11 protein-coding genes are annotated in these 16,142 nt (G+C 55.0%); 2 read left to right on the top strand and 9 right to left on the bottom strand.

What is annotated here, in order from left to right:
* Nucleotides 1-73: 73 nt before the first annotated feature.
* The 7 genes from ACFFT4_RS22840 to ACFFT4_RS22810 all read right to left on the bottom strand — a co-directional run bounded on the left by ACFFT4_RS22840 (nt 74) and on the right by ACFFT4_RS22810 (nt 8,989).
* Complete coding sequence (locus tag ACFFT4_RS22840; protein ID WP_378051175.1) at nt 74-766, bottom strand: DNA alkylation repair protein; 693 nt, start codon at nt 764-766, stop codon at nt 74-76.
* Nucleotides 767-949: 183 nt separating this feature from the next.
* Complete coding sequence (locus tag ACFFT4_RS22835) at nt 950-1,843, bottom strand: carbohydrate ABC transporter permease (protein WP_378051174.1); 894 nt, start codon at nt 1,841-1,843, stop codon at nt 950-952.
* Nucleotides 1,844-1,858: 15 nt separating this feature from the next.
* Nucleotides 1,859-2,755 (bottom strand): ABC transporter permease, encoded by an 897-nt coding sequence (locus ACFFT4_RS22830; RefSeq protein WP_378051173.1) that lies wholly within the window; start codon nt 2,753-2,755, stop codon nt 1,859-1,861.
* 71 nt (nt 2,756-2,826) lie between these two features.
* On the bottom strand, nt 2,827-4,542 hold the full coding sequence (locus ACFFT4_RS22825) for an extracellular solute-binding protein (protein WP_378051172.1): 1,716 nt from the start codon (nt 4,540-4,542) through the stop codon (nt 2,827-2,829).
* Nucleotides 4,543-4,684: 142 nt separating this feature from the next.
* Nucleotides 4,685-6,358 (bottom strand): response regulator, encoded by a 1,674-nt coding sequence (locus ACFFT4_RS22820; RefSeq protein WP_378051171.1) that lies wholly within the window; start codon nt 6,356-6,358, stop codon nt 4,685-4,687.
* Complete coding sequence (locus tag ACFFT4_RS22815; protein ID WP_378051169.1) at nt 6,333-8,126, bottom strand: sensor histidine kinase; 1,794 nt, start codon at nt 8,124-8,126, stop codon at nt 6,333-6,335. The genes ACFFT4_RS22820 and ACFFT4_RS22815 overlap by 26 nt, the downstream gene beginning before the upstream one ends.
* A 287-nt stretch (nt 8,127-8,413) precedes the next feature.
* The gene (locus tag ACFFT4_RS22810) at nt 8,414-8,989 is read right to left on the bottom strand and encodes a nitroreductase family protein (protein ID WP_378051168.1); all 576 of its coding nucleotides are present in this window, start codon (nt 8,987-8,989) and stop codon (nt 8,414-8,416) included.
* Nucleotides 8,990-9,188: 199 nt separating this feature from the next.
* Between ACFFT4_RS22810 and ACFFT4_RS22805 the strand changes: the two genes are divergently transcribed.
* Nucleotides 9,189-10,175: an ABC transporter substrate-binding protein gene (locus ACFFT4_RS22805; protein ID WP_378051166.1), complete on the top strand. Its 987-nt coding sequence runs from the start codon at nt 9,189-9,191 to the stop codon at nt 10,173-10,175.
* Nucleotides 10,172-12,187, top strand: a complete 2,016-nt coding sequence (locus ACFFT4_RS22800; protein ID WP_378051165.1) for an iron ABC transporter permease — start codon at nt 10,172-10,174, stop codon at nt 12,185-12,187. Before ACFFT4_RS22805 ends, ACFFT4_RS22800 begins: the two co-directional genes overlap by 4 nt.
* A 276-nt stretch (nt 12,188-12,463) precedes the next feature.
* On the opposite strand, the gene ACFFT4_RS22795 is transcribed toward ACFFT4_RS22800, so the two are convergent.
* Together ACFFT4_RS22795 and ACFFT4_RS22790 are read right to left on the bottom strand one after the other, a co-directional pair.
* Nucleotides 12,464-14,356: an ABC transporter ATP-binding protein gene (locus tag ACFFT4_RS22795; RefSeq protein WP_378051163.1), complete on the bottom strand. Its 1,893-nt coding sequence runs from the start codon at nt 14,354-14,356 to the stop codon at nt 12,464-12,466.
* Entirely contained in the window at nt 14,353-16,107 is a 1,755-nt protein-coding gene (locus ACFFT4_RS22790) for an ABC transporter ATP-binding protein (RefSeq protein ID WP_378051162.1), read from the bottom strand. The genes ACFFT4_RS22795 and ACFFT4_RS22790 overlap by 4 nt, the downstream gene beginning before the upstream one ends.
* Nucleotides 16,108-16,142 lie beyond the last annotated feature (35 nt).

The following is a 16,142-nucleotide window of genomic DNA, read 5'->3' as shown; positions in this document are numbered from 1 at the left end:
CCAAGCGCATGCTTCGGGCCCCGGAGGTTTAGTTCATGTCCCTGCACGGTAACCGGGCACCCGAACCGGTCCCTTAACACCGCACATGCTTACGCTTGAATCCAATCTGCCCCTTAGCCGTCGCCTTTTCGATATTCCCCAAGGCGTTCAGGAATTTCTTCTTGACCTCGACCTGGCCGACCGCCTTGGCGGTTGCGACCGCTTCGTCATGGAGCGGCAAGTAGGATACGCCAACCGTGTATATAAAATTGCTCATTGCATATTTGGTTCGTTCGGGACTATCGTGGATCGCGCTTTTCACCTGCTCCAGCATGCCTCCAAGCTTGTCCTCGGAAAATTCGTGATCCGGACGGTTGCCGAGCAGCCAGCAATAGCAGCTCCAGCCCGCCGACATTTTCAGTTCGTCTCCGCTGGCGATCCATTTGTCGGCCACCTCCTGCGCGATATCCGTTTCCGACAGCGTCACCGCGACGACGAAGTCCGACAGCATATAGAAATAGGCCGTCTCCATCCAGCGCTCGAAATCCGCTTCGGTCATCGCATTCGGATCGGCGATAACGCCGGCAAAATACATCGCGTCGTAATTGCCCGTTGCGTAAAGCTGCTCGGCCAACGGTTGATTTTTCTTGATGATTTTGGACATCGGCTTCATCTCGCCCGTAGCGACGCCGAATAACGGTTCGCGAGCGCCGTTGGACATGTACATCTTCTTCATCCGTTCCTTGCCGAGAGCTTCGAGCCGCTGCATTACCGCTTCGAATTCCATCGCGAATCACCGATCCCTTTCTGAACAGATTATACCGCTCCCTTTATCAACTGCATTTTTATCGTAGCACTCCATACTCATTATGGTCAATTTAACCGAGCTAATAATAGCGTTGCTGCACATATATAAAAAACTCTTCCGAAGAAGAGTTTTCCACGCGAATGGCGTCCTGAATTCCTAAAGTCATCCTTTAACGCTGCCGAGCACGAGGCCCGTCGTGAAATACTTTTGCAGGAAAGGATAAACGAGGAGAATCGGCAGCGTTCCGACGAAGAGCTGGGCCGCCCGGGACGTTCTCGCGTTGACAAGGTTGAGCAGGTCGGCATAATCGCCGCGCGCCATGTTAATGATGTTTTCGGGATTAATAATAACGGTTTGCAAATAACTTTGCAGCGGATAGTTTTCCGTGCGATTCATGAGAATGAGCCCGTCGAACCACGAATTCCAATGGTTAACGATGCAAAACAAAGTCAAAGTGGCCAAAGCGGGCTTCGATAGCGGCACGATGATTTTCCATAACACCGTCCAATGGCTGGCCCCGTCCATAAATGCGGCTTCCTCCAGTTCTTTGGGCAGCCCGCGGAAAAAGTTAAGCAGCACGATGACATTAAATACGGGAAGAGCGCTCGGCAAGATTAATGCCCAGATGGAATCGATCAAACCGGTTTTGCTAATCACGACGTACCACGGAATCAGGCCGCCGCTGAACAAGATCGTCACGACGAAAAACCAAGTGTAGACGTTACGCCACTTAAAGCTCCCTTTTTCCTTGGACAAAGCATAACCGGCAAGAATCGTCAAAAGCATGTTGACAACGACGCCGAGCCCGACTCTCTCTACGGACACGAGCATCGATTGGGAAAATTGTTTGGATCTCATGACGAATTCGTAGGACGCCCATGTGAAATCGACCGGCCAAAACTTCACTTCCCCCGACGCGACGGCAGTGCTGCCGCTAAACGACGTCGCCAGCAAATTAATAAACGGCAACAGACAGATAAGTCCGACTACGGTCAGGAAAGAATAGTTGAAGAGGACAAACAGCCGGCCTCCTAAAGTATCGTCGCGTTTTATCATCAAACCTTTCCTTTCTTAAAAGATGCGATAATCCGCAAATTTGGACGCTAAATAATAGGAGAGCGCGATCAGACTGAAGGAGATGACCGACTTAAACAATCCTACCGCCGTAGCGGGAGAAAATTGTGTCTGCTCGATGCCGAGCCGATAGACGAAGGTGTCGATGATATCGCCGGTTTCGTATACTTGCGGGCTATATAAGTTGAAAATTTGATCGAAACCCGCGTTCAGCACGTTACCGAGACTCAAAACCGACATGAGCACAATGATAGGCGTAATGCCGGGCAACGTAATATGCAGCGTCTGCTTCCACCGTCCGGCTCCGTCGACGCGCGCCGATTCGTACAACGCAGGATCGATGCTCGTCAACGCGGCCAAGTAAATCACCGTACCGAACCCGAAGCCCTTCCATACATCGGAGACGACCATCGTAACCGGAAACCAGCCAGGATCGCCAAGGAAAAAGATCGGTTCTATTCCGAGTAACCCGAGCGCGTTATTCACGATGCCTTCCGATGGAGACAAAATATCGATCAGAACGCCCGCCATGATGATCCACGACAGAAAGTTAGGCAAATAGATGAGCGTCTGGAACGTTCGCTTGAATAGGGATTTTCCGACTTCGTTCAATAACAGTGCGAACGTAACCGGCACGACGATCAGACCGATAATCTTGAATAAAGAAATCGTGAGCGTGTTCCATAAGATTTGCATCGAGCCCGGCAGGTAATACACGTATTGAAAATTATCCAAGCCTATCCAAGGCGAGTCGAACAAATGCGCGGGATTGAATTTCTGAAAAGCAATGAACAATCCGACCATCGGCAGGTAGCTGTAAATCAATACGAGCACTACCGAAGGAAGCAGCATGAGGTGCAATGGATTTTCCCGACTCTTTCCGAATTTCGGCATCTCTATCTCCTTCCGAAAAGCGAAGGCAAACGAGGAAATCCCGAAGATTGCCCCGTTCGCCCCTCTTTATCCTATTTGTTGTACAGTTCGTTCATTTCTTTCGTAATGGCTTCGCCGCCGAGCTTATTCCAGCTGTCGACCATTTTGTCGAATTCGTCCAACGAGGCGCCCATGATGATTTTCGTAATCGTTTCTTTTTCCAGCTTCTCCAAGGTCGCTTTTTTCTCGGCCATAGTCGGCGTGTCTATTCCGCGATATTCCGTAGGCAGCACTCTGCCTTCGTCGAATAGCTTTTGCAGAACCGAGAACGAGCCGACCGAAGAATTTTGCAGCCATCCGCCGACGCCGTCCGGATCCTTCGACTGCTCCCACATAAGAGCTTGCTCGTATTTGCCTACGGAAGAAGCGGTCAGCTTCGAAGTATCCTTCGTTTTCAAAGCTTCCGATATTTGCGTATACTCCCGCGTGCTCTGCTCCGGATCGTTGACGCTGACCGGACTAAGCCATGCTCTGCCGCCCGCATTAAAGTTTGTATACTGCTCCCCGTCGTTGGTCAGGTTGAGTTTAACGTACAGGTTAATGAGCTTGATAACCGCTTCGGGATTCGCGAACTTCTTGTTCGCGACGACATATGCGCCTACCGGCCAACTTCCCGGCTGCATGACGGGCTTACCGTCGGCGGATGGAATCGCGTAAGGCATCAAAATGGCTTCGACGCCGTTTTTCTTAATGATGTCCGGTCCCGGGTAAAAACCATTCCAATTCGAGCCGATCTCAATGCCGACTTTATTGTTTGTGAGATCCTCGGCGATTTTGGCCGTATCCTTCAAGCCAAACTCCTTGCTGATCAAGCCTTTTTTGTACATGTCCTGCAGAACGGCCAAGCCCGCTTTCATTTCCGGCTGAACCGAGCCGTAGACGATTTTGCCGGATGCATCCTTGATCCATGCGGCCGGGTAGGCGTGATACGCATTCAAGATGCCGTCGGCGAGCGCCACTCCCGTAGCGGCGAGCGAAGTGTCGTAAAGATTTTTATTGATGGCGATGCCGTAAGAATCGTTCTTGCCGTTGCCGTCCGGGTCCTGCGTCGTGAACACTTCCGCCATGTGGAGAAGCTCGTCCATCGTTGTCGGAGGAGCGAGATTAAATTTTTTCATCCAATCGTCCCGAATCCAGACGACGCTCGGAATGCTGATCATCCCGAAATGCTGGGCGGAGATACCCATCAACTTCCCGTCGACCCTGCCGGATTCAAAGCCTGCTGTGTCAGATTCCATAATCCTTTTCAGCTCCGGAGAAGCGAACTTCTCGTAGGCTTCCGTCAAATCGGCGACGAGCCCGGAGGCGTTAACTTGAGCGAATTGGACGTTGTCGACCGTGAAGACGTCGGGCAATTCGCCCGATGCGATGCTGACATTCAGCTTGGTCTTGAACTGTGTCGCGTCGGCGGTCCAAAGATTTTGCATTTGAATATTAAAAGTGCTTTCGATCTCGCGCGTCCACAGGTTATCGTCGTAAGTATCGCTGCCAAGCTGCGTAATGCCGGTATTGGTCGACAGCGCCGTCGTCACTTTGAGAGGCTGCTCGTATTTCGTCCACGGCCCGTCTTCGTTCGCGGCGCTTGTCGACGGAGAAGCGCCTGCGGATTCCGCGGCTGGCGATGCCGCGCTTTCGCTCGGCGACGATCCTGCGTTTTCGTTCTTGCTGCAAGCCGATACAACGAGCATAATCGCCAGGCAAAATATCGCGATCGCCGTTGCTCGAGCTTTCATCTTCTTCTGTTTCAACCCAAACCCTCCTTGAATGTATGTGGTTCGTAACGATCTCTTGGGAGGGGCCCCTACAACTTATTGTAAGCGTCGTCATCATTATTTTATAGTTTAATCCATTTACATTTGTTCAATTCGTTTACCCGTTCTGCAGAGCAGTTTAGGAACGTTGGCTCCGGTATTCGTTCGGGGTCAACCCCGTCGTTTTTTTGAAAGCCGTCGCGAAATATTGGGGAGAATCGAAACCCGTCGCCTTGGCGATTTCCTGAATCGTACGGGACCCGTCTTCCAAAAGCTCCTTCGCCTTGCTTATGCGAGCTTTATGGATGAACTCGAACAGATTCGTCCCCGTAGACTGCTTGAAAAATCTGGAGACGTAAGAAGCGTTGTAGTTTACCTTCTGCGATATGCGGGCAAGCGTCAATTCGCCGTGAAGGTTGCTTCTGACGAATGCTTTGATCCTCTCGATCAATTCGTCCTCGCGGTGAGACCGCTCGTCCTCCTTCAAGGCGAATACGGCTTGACCCAATTCGCGCAAATAATCGAACGAATCGTTCCACGATTCGAACCCGCTCGAAGGAATCAGCCTGCCCAAAGAGACGCGGTCAGCGAGCTTTTCGGCCAAACCGTTTCGGTTGATGTAGGTTAGAAATAAAAGCGAAATCGCGCAGTACACTTGGGCAACGGCGAGGTCTCGCATGCGGGAAGCGCGGTGCAAGCCTTCGTTCAGCTCGTCCAGTCTCTCGAAAAATTCGTTGCGCAGCCCTTGCTCCAGACACTCCTGAAGCGCTTCCGTTTTTCTGGCGTACGCCCCTCCTTCGAAAGCGGCCTTGTTGGCCGCGTCGAACGATGACGCCTCGTCCGCGTCGATCGCGCACACGACGGGCATGCCCCTGGGAGAAGAAAGGCGAACGTCGGCCATCGCTTTCATCAAATCCCATTTTTCGCGGACCGACGTCCACGGCACGGGCTGCTCGTACAACAGGAACGAAATTTTCGTCTTTAGCACTTCTTCACTCGCGGCTTGCAGCGTCTCGAGCATTTCTCTGACATAGAACACCGCTCTCCGCCCTCTCCGCTCCCTGTTATCCGATACGTCGGCGTCCTCTTCCGAGATCGCGGGCTGCAAGATCCAAAGCAGGTCGTATTTGTCGACGTCGAGCAGCACATGGGACGCGAAAGACGAGAAATACCGTTCGGACAAAGCAGAAAGTCCGCTCAACACCAGGAATTTATCCGAATAGTCGGGAAATTCGATCGCGTCGTGCCAGCGCCCCAACAACAGAAGCGCCGGACGGCTCTCGTCGAACGGGATGGACAACTTGTCCAGCCAAACTCTGTTCGCGTCCGCCAGCCGCACTTTGCCATCCGCGACGTCGAGCAGCAATTCCTTCCGCATCAGGTGGGTAACAAGCTCTTCCCTTTCCAGCGCGCGGCTTTGCCATTGCCGGTTGCCGAGCTCCCGTTCGATCTCGGTGATCGCCTCGCCGACGGCTTCGACGATCACGTCGTCGTCCTCCGTCTTCAGCAAATAGTTCACGCCTGATTGCTTCTTCGCGGCATAGATGTATTCGAATTCGCTATAGCCTGTCAGGAACACGATCCGGCATGCCGGCCAGTTGTCTTTGATCCGCTCCATTAGCTCCAACCCGCTCATCCCCGGCATGCGGATGTCCGACAGCACAACGTCGATTTTCGATGCTTCCAGCCTCTGCAAAGCCTCCTGGGCCGAATAAGCTTTCACGATGTCCAAATCCGGCATCGAATCTAGAAACAGCTCGAATAGCCAATCTACGATATGCCGCTCGTCATCCACAATCATCAGTCTGTGCACGTTCGATTTCCTCCGCTTCCTTGGATAGGATGGCAAGACGGACTTTCAAGCCGCCGTATTCCGAACGCGAAAAGATCAGGCCGCTCCCCTCTTCGCAGAACAATCTGAGGCGACGGTCGATGTTCGCAAGCCCGGTGACTTCCCCGTAGTCATTGTCCCTGCGGAAGCCCTTCTCCAAGCTTTCCAGTTCTCCGTCCGTCAGTTCTTCTCCGTTGTCCTCGATGACGATGGCAATGCCTTGGGGCAGCGACTCGAACCGGACGGACAGCAGGCCTCGATCCGGCTTGTTCTCGAGCCCGTGCTCGAAGGCGTTCTCAATGATCGGCTGCAAAATGAGGCGCGGTACCGTTCGGTGTCCGTGAACCGACGGGAAATCCGCGAACTCGACGCGGATTCTTCCCGCAAACCGCATCGCCTGGATTTCCGCATAAATCCTGGCATGCTCGACTTCCCTGTCCAACGAGACGGTCTCGGACGCGTTTCTTGTCACGAACTGAAAGTATCGGCCGATTTCCTTCGAGAACCGCAGCGCGTTCTCGTAATCCTCCTTCTTGATAATGCGGTGAAGCAAGAAGTAGCTATTATACAGAAAGTGCGGATTAATCTGGGTCTGCAGCTGCTTCAATTCGGCTTTTTGGCTCAATATTTTTTGCTCGTACACTTGCTCGATCAAGTTTTGCAAATTTTCAACCATCGCGTTGTAGCGCCGGTATAAGTAGCCGAACTCGTCGCGATGCGCGTAATCGATACGGATTTGCAAATTGCCGCTCTCCACCATCCGGAACGATTGGATCAGCTTGGCAAGCGGCCTCCGGATTAACAAATACAAGGAATACGAATACGCCGCGGTGATCAGGATGGCGATCAGGAAAAAAATCCAGTTCCACGTCACGAGCTTCTTTAACGACGTCAGGATACCTTCCTTCGGCACAAAGTAGGAAAGCGTAATGCCCGTATAATCCGACATCTTGTAAACGACCACGTAAGGCTTGCCGTGCAACCCGACGGAAATCGAACCGCTCTTGCTCTCTTCCAAGGCCGTGTCCAAACGTTCGGAGAGCCGTGTCAACGAGTCCGCGTCGTAGATGTTTTCCAATTGGAAGTTCATCGATGGCTTTCGCATCAGAAATCCGCTATCTTTGTAGCCGTCCAATTGGAGAAGCGCCGTCGTCAGCGCCGGTTTGGACAATTCGATCTCGATCAGGAACAGCGGCGGCTTGCCTCCTTGCACGTAATTCGGGAATCCGGCCAGCATGAGCAGCCTGTCCTTCCAGTGGACGATTTGCGAGGCGGAATCGCTCTGAAGCTCTTGCAATTCATCGAACTCGCCAAGCATCATGTCGCTATAGACGCCCCGGGGATATCCGTCCGCGTTGATGGACCATTTTAAGGCGGGGATCAGCACTCTGGCATCCTGGATATAGCCGCTGCTGTTCTTGATGGAGGACAGTCGTTGATGGATGCGGAGTATCGCTTTCGTTTTCTCGAAATTGTCTAAATACTGCGAAGCATTGGCGATTTGGTTTAGATCCTCGTCCTGGGTCATGTTGTATTGCAGCTTCTGGATACGCGCGATGTCTTGGTCGAGATTGTCCATATAGTTCGCCGCCTGCTGCTTCATCGAATTGAAGATCTCTTCGGATAGCTGTTGGCTGCTCCACTTGTAAATCCAAATGCCGAGCACGAAGATCGGCACCATGCTGACGAGAAACGTGACGATCAGCCTCGTGAAAATGGACTGCTTCCAAAATACCCCCGTGTCATTCATCCGAATTCTCCCTGTCGAGTTCGTCGAAATTTTTCTCTGATTCTAACATACACACCGGAAGTTTGTGAATTTTTCAGCAACTATGTTTTGACTTTCTATATTGAAGGCGACCCCTTGTCCACACAAGCGTAGTAATGGCGGCCCGCCTCGGACTCCATCGAGATTTACAGCTTTTGTCCATAAAAATCCCCTTCGGAGAGTCGCTGCGCGTTTCTTCGCAGCGACGCCAAAGGGGACATCATTTTGCCGAAGCGGCAAATTTATGATTTTTTATCTCAAACGCCTGTTTACCCTTCCAGCCAGGTCGTCTTCTCCGCGCCGGAAATCCTTGATGCGGCCGGCTGAGGCATGTCCGGATAGCCGACATAGACGAAGCCGACGAGCTCTTCCCGCTCTCCGAGCCCGAACGCCGTCTTCATCTTCGGATGGTAGGCCGGGGCGCCCGTGCGCCACACCGCGCCCAGTCCGTTATCGTGAGCCGCGAGCAGCAGGTTCTGCACCGCCGCGTGGGCCGCGGCCAGCTCCTCCTGCGGAATGACGCGCGGGTCGTCGGAAGGCGAGCATACGGCGGCGATAACGACGGGGGCGCGCAGCGCCTTCCCCACTTCCGCTCCGTGACGCTTCGCGCGCTCTTCCTCCGTCAGCTCTCCCCATCCTGCGGACGCGATATCCGCATAAGCTTCGCCGAGCGTTTTCCTGCCTTCACCGGTCATCGCAATAAACCGCCAAGGCTCCGTCCTATGATGGTTGGGCGCCCATATGGCCGCCTCGATCAGCTTTTCCACCAGTTCGCGCGGTACGGGATCCTCTTTTACTTTGCCAATGCTGCGTCTGCCGCGCACAACCTCTTCGAAACTTGCCATATCCTCTTACCTTCTCCCCTCGAACCCCGGATATCCGGTAATCTTCCCCGATCATAACATATTTGCCGCCTGGCGAGAAAGCCAAGCTTAGAAGATATTGACAATCCCATGAGGCAATGGTAGGCTCGCATTATTGCGGATGATATTGATTCTCATTATTATTTGCATGTATTAAAGCGATTATATCGGAGGAAAGATGATGAAAAAGCAATTCCAGATTAGTCTTGTTCTGCTAGCCATTCTTATGATCACTGCGGCTTGCGGCGCCAAAAATGCAAATAACGCCGGCAGCGCCGCCTCGAACGGCGCCGGCGCCGAGGGGCCAATCCTTATTAAGCATAACAAGGGCGAGACTACGCTCGACAAGCCTGCAGCGCGAGTCGTCGCTCTGGAATGGATCTATTCGGAGGAATTGGTCGCGCTGGGCATTCAGCCTGTCGGCAACGCGGACAACAAGGAATACAAAATTTGGGTGACGGACGAAGCGGCGCTGGCGGACAGCGTTACGGACGTCGGCTTGCGTTGGGAGCCCAACCTGGAGACGATCGCGTCCTTGCAGCCCGATCTGATTATCTCGAATACGGACAATAACGATGCGATCTACAATCAGCTTAACGCGATTGCCCCTACGATTGAATTCGATCCGTATCCGGACGAAGGCGACGCCTATACGGGAATGGTCAACGACTTTAAAACCATCGCTTCGGCGGTAGGCAAATCGCAGGAGGCCGACCAAGTGCTTGCGGACCTTGACGCGCATTATGCGGAGGCCAAGGAAAAGCTTGCGGCAGCCGGCAAGGACAATTTCAATTATGTCATTACCCAAGCGTTCAGCAGCCAGAACTCGGCGACGTTAAGAATGTTTACGGATACGTCGACAGTCGTGCAGACGCTCGATCGCATCGGGCTAATCAGCGACTGGAAATCGGACAAATTCGAGAAATACGGCTTTACGGACGCCACCTTCGAAGCGCTGCCGGCCGTGAGCGACTCCAGCTTCATCTATATTGTCCAGGAAGACGATAACGTCTTCGGCGATGCCGTGAAGGACAATACGGTTTGGAACGGGTTGAATTTCGTCAAAGAAAACCGGACTTACGGCATAGACGGAGATACCTGGACGTTCGGCGGTCCTCTCTCCTCCAAAGTGTTGGTAGACCGCGTTGTGACTGCTCTCACGAAATGAGAAACGTCGGCTTGTTCGGGGGCGGCTTGGCCGCCCTTTTCCTGCTGTCGATCGCCAGCCTGTGCTTCGGAGAAGCGCAAATTCCTTTCGCAACCGTCTTTGAAGCTTTATTTCATCGCGAGGACACTCTTTTACATAATGTAATCTGGGATATGCGCATGCCGCGCGCGCTGCTGGGCTTGCTCTCCGGAGCGGGGCTTGCGGTAGCGGGAGGCCTGCTGCAGACCGTTACCAAAAACCCGCTGGCTTCCACGGACACGCTTGGCATTAATGCCGGCGCCTATTTTATGGTTGTTGCGGGAACGATTTATTTTCCCGGCCTGCTCCACCAGTCGCCGTTTCTCTTTGCCGCCGTCGGCGGGGGCTTGGCGGCGATGTTCGCTTACGTTCTCGGAGGCGGCCGAGCCGCAAGTCCGATTCGGCTCGCTCTGGCCGGGATGATCGTAGCCATGGTGATCGGTTCGTTCACAAGCGCTCTGCATATTTTCCACGCCACGGAAACGCAGTCGTTATTTTTATGGGGTTCGGGCTCGCTCGCCCAGTTGGACTGGAAAGGCGTGGCGTACGCCTGGCCCGGAGTCGGCGTCGTTATTGTCGTCGCTTTTATGATGGGCAAGCAATTCGATGTATTGAACCTGGATCAGTCCACCGCCACGTCGTTGGGCCAGAAGGTCAGCCTCACCCGTTTTGCCGGCTTGGCGCTTGCAGTGCTTGCGGCCTCGGTCGTAGTCAGCGTAGCCGGTCCGATCGGCTTTGTCGGTCTCGTCGCTCCGCATCTGGTGCGTCTAAGCGGTCTGCGCAAGCATCATTGGCTTATTCCCGCCACCGCCCTGTGGGGAGCCGTCCTGCTTACCGCGGCCGACGTTCTTGCCCGAATCGTTCGCAGCAGCATGGGCGAGATGCCCGTAGGGGCGATGATGGCGATCATCGGGGCGCCCTGGCTTATCTGGCTCATCCTTAGGAAAATGAAGGGGATCTCGGGTTCCCTCTCAACGACGTCCATGTCGATTGGCGGTATTCGCGTCAAGATGAGGTTCATGCCTGTCGCGCTGATCATGCTGCTCTTGACTGTCTCATTCATCCTCGTGAGCATGACAATGGGCGGCACGCGTATCCCGCTAAGTCAGTTATTCGCGAGTTTAACGGGGGCCGACGAAGCGGCATCGTATTCCGTGCTCTTGAATTTGCGATTGCCTCGCACCTTGGTCGCCGCGGGCGCGGGAATAGCGCTTAGCGTAAGCGGCGTTCTTATTCAGGCTTCCGTCCGCAATCCGTTGGCCGATGCCTCCATTCTGGGGGTGACCTCGGGAGCCGGATTCGGCGCGCTGCTTGTGCTTATCGCCTGGCCGCAGGTCTCGATCGTCTTCCTGCCGATCGCCGCCATGGGCGGGGCCGTACTTGCCGCAGCCGTCATCTTCCTGTTCGCCTGGCGTAAGTCGCTTAATCCTTCGGTGCTGATTCTGCTGGGGATCGCGGTTTCCGCGATCGGCTCCGCGGGCATTCAGGCTTTAATCGTACTCGGGCCCTTATGGGGAAGCACAGGCTACATCTGGCTGACCGGATCGACTTACGGCCGCACGTGGGATCAATTTCTCATCATCTGCCTATTCCTGGCCGTGCTTCTTCCCTTGGCCTGGTGGCTCGGCCGCAGGTTCGATCTGCTCGCGTTCTCCGACGACAGCTCGACGGGACTGGGTCTGCCGGTGCGCAAAACGCGATTCTCCGCCATGGCCGTAGGCGTCCTGCTCTCCGCCGGCGCAGTCGCCGCTGTAGGAACCGTAGGCTTCCTCGGCCTGATCGTTCCTCATATGATACGAAGCCTGATCGGACACAATACGCGGCAATCCATCGTGTTATCCAGCTTGCTCGGGGCACTGCTTCTCGTATTGGCCGACGCCATCGGCCGAACGATACTCGCCCCGATCGAAATCCCGTCCGGCCTGTTGATTACGTTGATCGGCGCACCGTATTTTCTGTTCCTGATGTTTCGGTCGTCCGCCAGAAAGCTGTAATCACACGAAACGAGGCTATCCCATAAGTTATAGAGGGGCAACCTATAAAATGATCCGTTTATTACTATGGGGATATATCTCCTTCCGCTGCTGATACGGTCATGAAATTTGGATTTGATTAACCCGTAACAGGGTAATTTCATGACCGTATGAGGCAGGCGCTTCGCTCTACAGGAGATATATCCCCATTCTTTTGTGATCATTTTAGTTGCCTCGACTTATGGGACAGCCTCGTTTCTTTCTTCGGAACGCCCTATCCTGTTCCAGGGCCCCGTCTCATCCCACGCTTGCTTTGACGCTGCCGCCGGTGAACTGGCTGTAATACAGGTCGGCGTAGAAACCGTCCTGGGACAGCAGCTCGGCATGCGTGCCCTTCTCGATAATGCTGCCGTGGTTCATGACGAGGATAAGATCGGCGTCCCGAATCGTGGACAGCCGGTGCGCGATGACAAAGCTCGTTCTGCCCTTCATCAGCTCGTTCATCGCCTTCTGGATGTGAATCTCCGTCCGCGTGTCGACGCTGCTCGTCGCCTCGTCGAGGATCAGGATCGCCGGATCGGCGAGAATGGCCCGCGCGATCGTCAGCAGCTGCTTTTGCCCCTGCGACAGGTTGGATGCTTCTTCATTAAGCACCGTGTCGTAGCCGTCGGGCAGCGTACGGATAAAATGGTCCGCGTGCGCGGCCTTCGCCGCCTCCACGATCTCTTCCTCGGTCGCTCCGATACGGCCGTACGCGATGTTGTCGCGGATCGTCCCGTTGAACAGCCATGTATCCTGCAGCACCATCCCGAACAGGCTCCGCAGATGCCCGCGCTTCATCCGGGTGATGTCCGTTCCGTCGATCGTAATGCTGCCGCCGTTCACCTCGTAGAAGCGCATGAGCAGGTTGACAAGCGTCGTCTTCCCAGCGCCGGTCGGTCCGACGATCGCGACCGTCTGCCCGCTGCGGACGTCGATATCCATCTTCTCGATCAGCATCGCGTCTTCCTTGTAGCCGAAATCTACGCCGTGCATGGCCACGTCGCCGCGCGGAGACGTCAGAGAGACCGCCCGATCCGCCGACGCTTCGGGAATTTCCTCCGCTTCGTCCAGCAGCTCGAACACCCGCTCCGCCGATGCGATCGTCGATTGAATGACGTTGGCGATGTTCGCCGTCTGCACGAGCGGCATCGAGAACTGCCGGGCGTATTGGATGAACGCCTGGATGTTCCCGATCGTGATCGAGCCTCGCGCCACCATGATGCCGCCGACAACGCTGATGAACACATAACCGACGTTGCTGACCATGTTCATGAGCGGCATAATATTCCCGGACACAAACTGCGCCTTCCAGCCCGACTCGTACAAGCGCTCGTTGATCCCGTCGAACTTGGCGACCGAATTTTCCTCTTGTCCGTACGCCTTGACGATCTTGTGGCCGGAATACATCTCTTCCACGTGCCCGTTTAATTGGCCCAATTCCATCTGCTGCGTCTTAAAATATTTCTGCGACCGGCTCGCCGCCCCGCGAATGACGATCAACGACAGCGGGAGCGTCAGCAGCAAAATCAAGGTCAGCCAAGGGCTGATCGTCAGCATCATGATGATAACGCCGATAATCGTGATCAACGAGGTGATCAGTTGAGTCAAGCTCTGCTGCAGCGTATTGCTGATGTTGTCGACGTCGTTCACCGCGCGGCTCAAAATTTCCCCGTGCGTCCGGCCGTCGAAATATTTCAGCGGCAGCTTGGCCAGCTTGTCGTTCACTTCGTTGCGCAGGCCGTATACCGTCTTCTGCGCCACGCCGGCCATCAGAAACTGCTGTATATAGCTGAACAGAGCGCTGATCAGGTACAGCGCGGCCAGGAACAAGACGATCTGCCAGATGCCCGGCAGGTCGAACGTCGCGTTCGGATCGCCCTGGATTTTGCCCATCATGCCTGCGAACAGCTTGGTCGTCGCTTCGCCGAGCACCTTCGGACTGTAGATCGCGAACGCGGTGCTCAGAATCGCCGTGAACAGCACCGCGAGCAGCTTGGCGCGCTGCGGCCGCAAATATCCCATCAGCCGGCGCAAGGTGCCCTTGAAATTTTTCGCCTTCTGCACCGGCATGCCCATGCCGCCCATTCCCGGGCCCATGCCCGGTCCGCCGGGCCCTCTGCCCGGCATTTTGCCGCGTGATTCGCTCATGCGATCTCCTCCTCCGAAAGCTGCGACGAGACGATCTCCCGATACACTTCGCAGCCCGCCATCAGTTCTTTATGATTGCCGATTCCGGCAATCTGCCCTTCTTCCAGCACGACGATCCGATCCGCGTCCATGACCGTGCTGACGCGCTGCGCGACGATAATGACCGTCGCCTCGGTCGTCTCGCCTCGCAGAGCGGCTCTGAGCTTGGCGTCGGTCTTGAAGTCGAGCGCGGAGAAGCTGTCGTCGAACACATAAATCGCCGGCTTCCGGACCAGCGCGCGGGCGATGGACAAGCGCTGTTTCTGTCCGCCGGACAGGTTTGACCCGCCCTGCGCGACCGGCGCCGAATACCCTTCCGGCAAATTCTCGATGAAGTCGCCGGCTTGGGCGATCGCGGCCGCATGGCGCACCTCTTCGTCGGACGCCTCATCGTTGCCGTACCGGATATTGTCGGACACCGACCCGGTGAACAGCTGGGCCTTCTGCGGCACAAGACCGATCATCGACCGCAATTCTTCGACGGACATCTTCTTCACATCGACTCCGTCGATGCGCACCGAACCTTCCTCGGCGTCGTAGAACCGCGGAATCATGCTGATCAGCGTCGACTTGCCGGAGCCGGTGCCGCCGATAATCGCGGTAATTTCACCCGGCGAGCTGCGGAAGCTGATGCCCGATATCGCCGGATTTTCCGCTCCGGGGTAGCGGAACGACACCTGCTCGAACTCCACTTCGCCGCGGGGACCCTTCCTCATATCCAGACGCTTCTCTTGCTGCGCCGAAGCCTTTGCGCTTTGCTCCGTTCCCGATGTCTGCAGCTCCAATACCTCGTTGATCCGCACCGCCGAAGCCGAAGCCCGGGGAACCATGACGAACATCATCGAGACCATCAGCAAGGAAAACATGATCTGCATCGCGTACTGCAGGAACGCCATCAAATCCCCGACCTGCATATGCCCGCCGCTTACCCTCAGTCCGCCGAACCAAATAATCGCCAGCGACGAGAAGTTCAGAATCAGCATCATCATCGGCATCATAAACGCCATAATCTGATTGACTTTGATCGCGGTCTGCGTCAAGTCGCCGTTCGCTTCGTCGAACCGCTTGCTCTCGTGCTCCGAACGATTGAACGAGCGGATGACGCGAATGCCCGTCAGCCCTTCGCGCAGCACCAGGTTCAGCTTGTCGATTTTTTTCTGCATCGCTTTAAAATAAGGAATGCCCTTGCTCGCGATCAAAAAAATGGTCAGCGCCAGCACGGGAAGGGCGCCGACAAAGACGAGCGACAGATGGGCGTCCTTGGAGATCGCCATAATCAGGCCGCCGATGCACATCATCGGAGCCATGACCATCATCCGCATCATCATGATCAGCACCGACTGCACCTGCGTAATATCGTTGGTCGTGCGGGTAATGAGCGAAGCCGTGCCGATTTTATCGAACTCCAGCAGCGAGAAGCTCTCCACCTTCCGGAACGTCCGGCTGCGAACGTCCCTGCCGAAGCCCGCGGCGATCCGCGCCGACAAATAGCTGGCCGCGACCGATACGAGCGTTCCTACCGCGGTTACCGCCAGCATGAAGCCCCCGATCTTCCATATATAAGGAATGTCTCCTTTTACGACGCCGTCGTTCACGATGTCCGCCATCAGCGTCGGCAAATACAGCTCGCTCAAGGATTGCAGCAGGACCATCGCCATTACCCCCGCGACCGCCCAGCGGAAAGGCTTTAAATAACGAAACAGCTTTAACACTTGCCATCAACTCCGGAGTCTCAGAATGAAAGTAC

Source organism: Cohnella cellulosilytica (assembly GCF_042431195.1).
Taxonomy (GTDB): Bacteria; Bacillota; Bacilli; order Paenibacillales; family Paenibacillaceae; genus Cohnella; species Cohnella cellulosilytica.
Note: the sequence above shows the minus strand (reverse complement) of the source record. Positions and strands in the feature narration are given on the sequence as shown.

Coding starts and splice junctions, on each gene's coding strand:
- ACFFT4_RS22840 (WP_378051175.1), bottom strand. CDS start 766: ATGGAATTCGAAGCGGTAATGCAGCGGCTCGAAGCTCTCGGCAAGGAA.
- ACFFT4_RS22810 (WP_378051168.1), bottom strand. CDS start 8,989: ATGGCAAGTTTCGAAGAGGTTGTGCGCGGCAGACGCAGCATTGGCAAA.
- ACFFT4_RS22835 (WP_378051174.1), bottom strand. CDS start 1,843: ATGATAAAACGCGACGATACTTTAGGAGGCCGGCTGTTTGTCCTCTTC.
- ACFFT4_RS22805 (WP_378051166.1), top strand. CDS start 9,189: ATGAAAAAGCAATTCCAGATTAGTCTTGTTCTGCTAGCCATTCTTATG.
- ACFFT4_RS22830 (WP_378051173.1), bottom strand. CDS start 2,755: ATGCCGAAATTCGGAAAGAGTCGGGAAAATCCATTGCACCTCATGCTG.
- ACFFT4_RS22815 (WP_378051169.1), bottom strand. CDS start 8,126: ATGAATGACACGGGGGTATTTTGGAAGCAGTCCATTTTCACGAGGCTG.
- ACFFT4_RS22795 (WP_378051163.1), bottom strand. CDS start 14,356: ATGAGCGAATCACGCGGCAAAATGCCGGGCAGAGGGCCCGGCGGACCG.
- ACFFT4_RS22800 (WP_378051165.1), top strand. CDS start 10,172: ATGAGAAACGTCGGCTTGTTCGGGGGCGGCTTGGCCGCCCTTTTCCTG.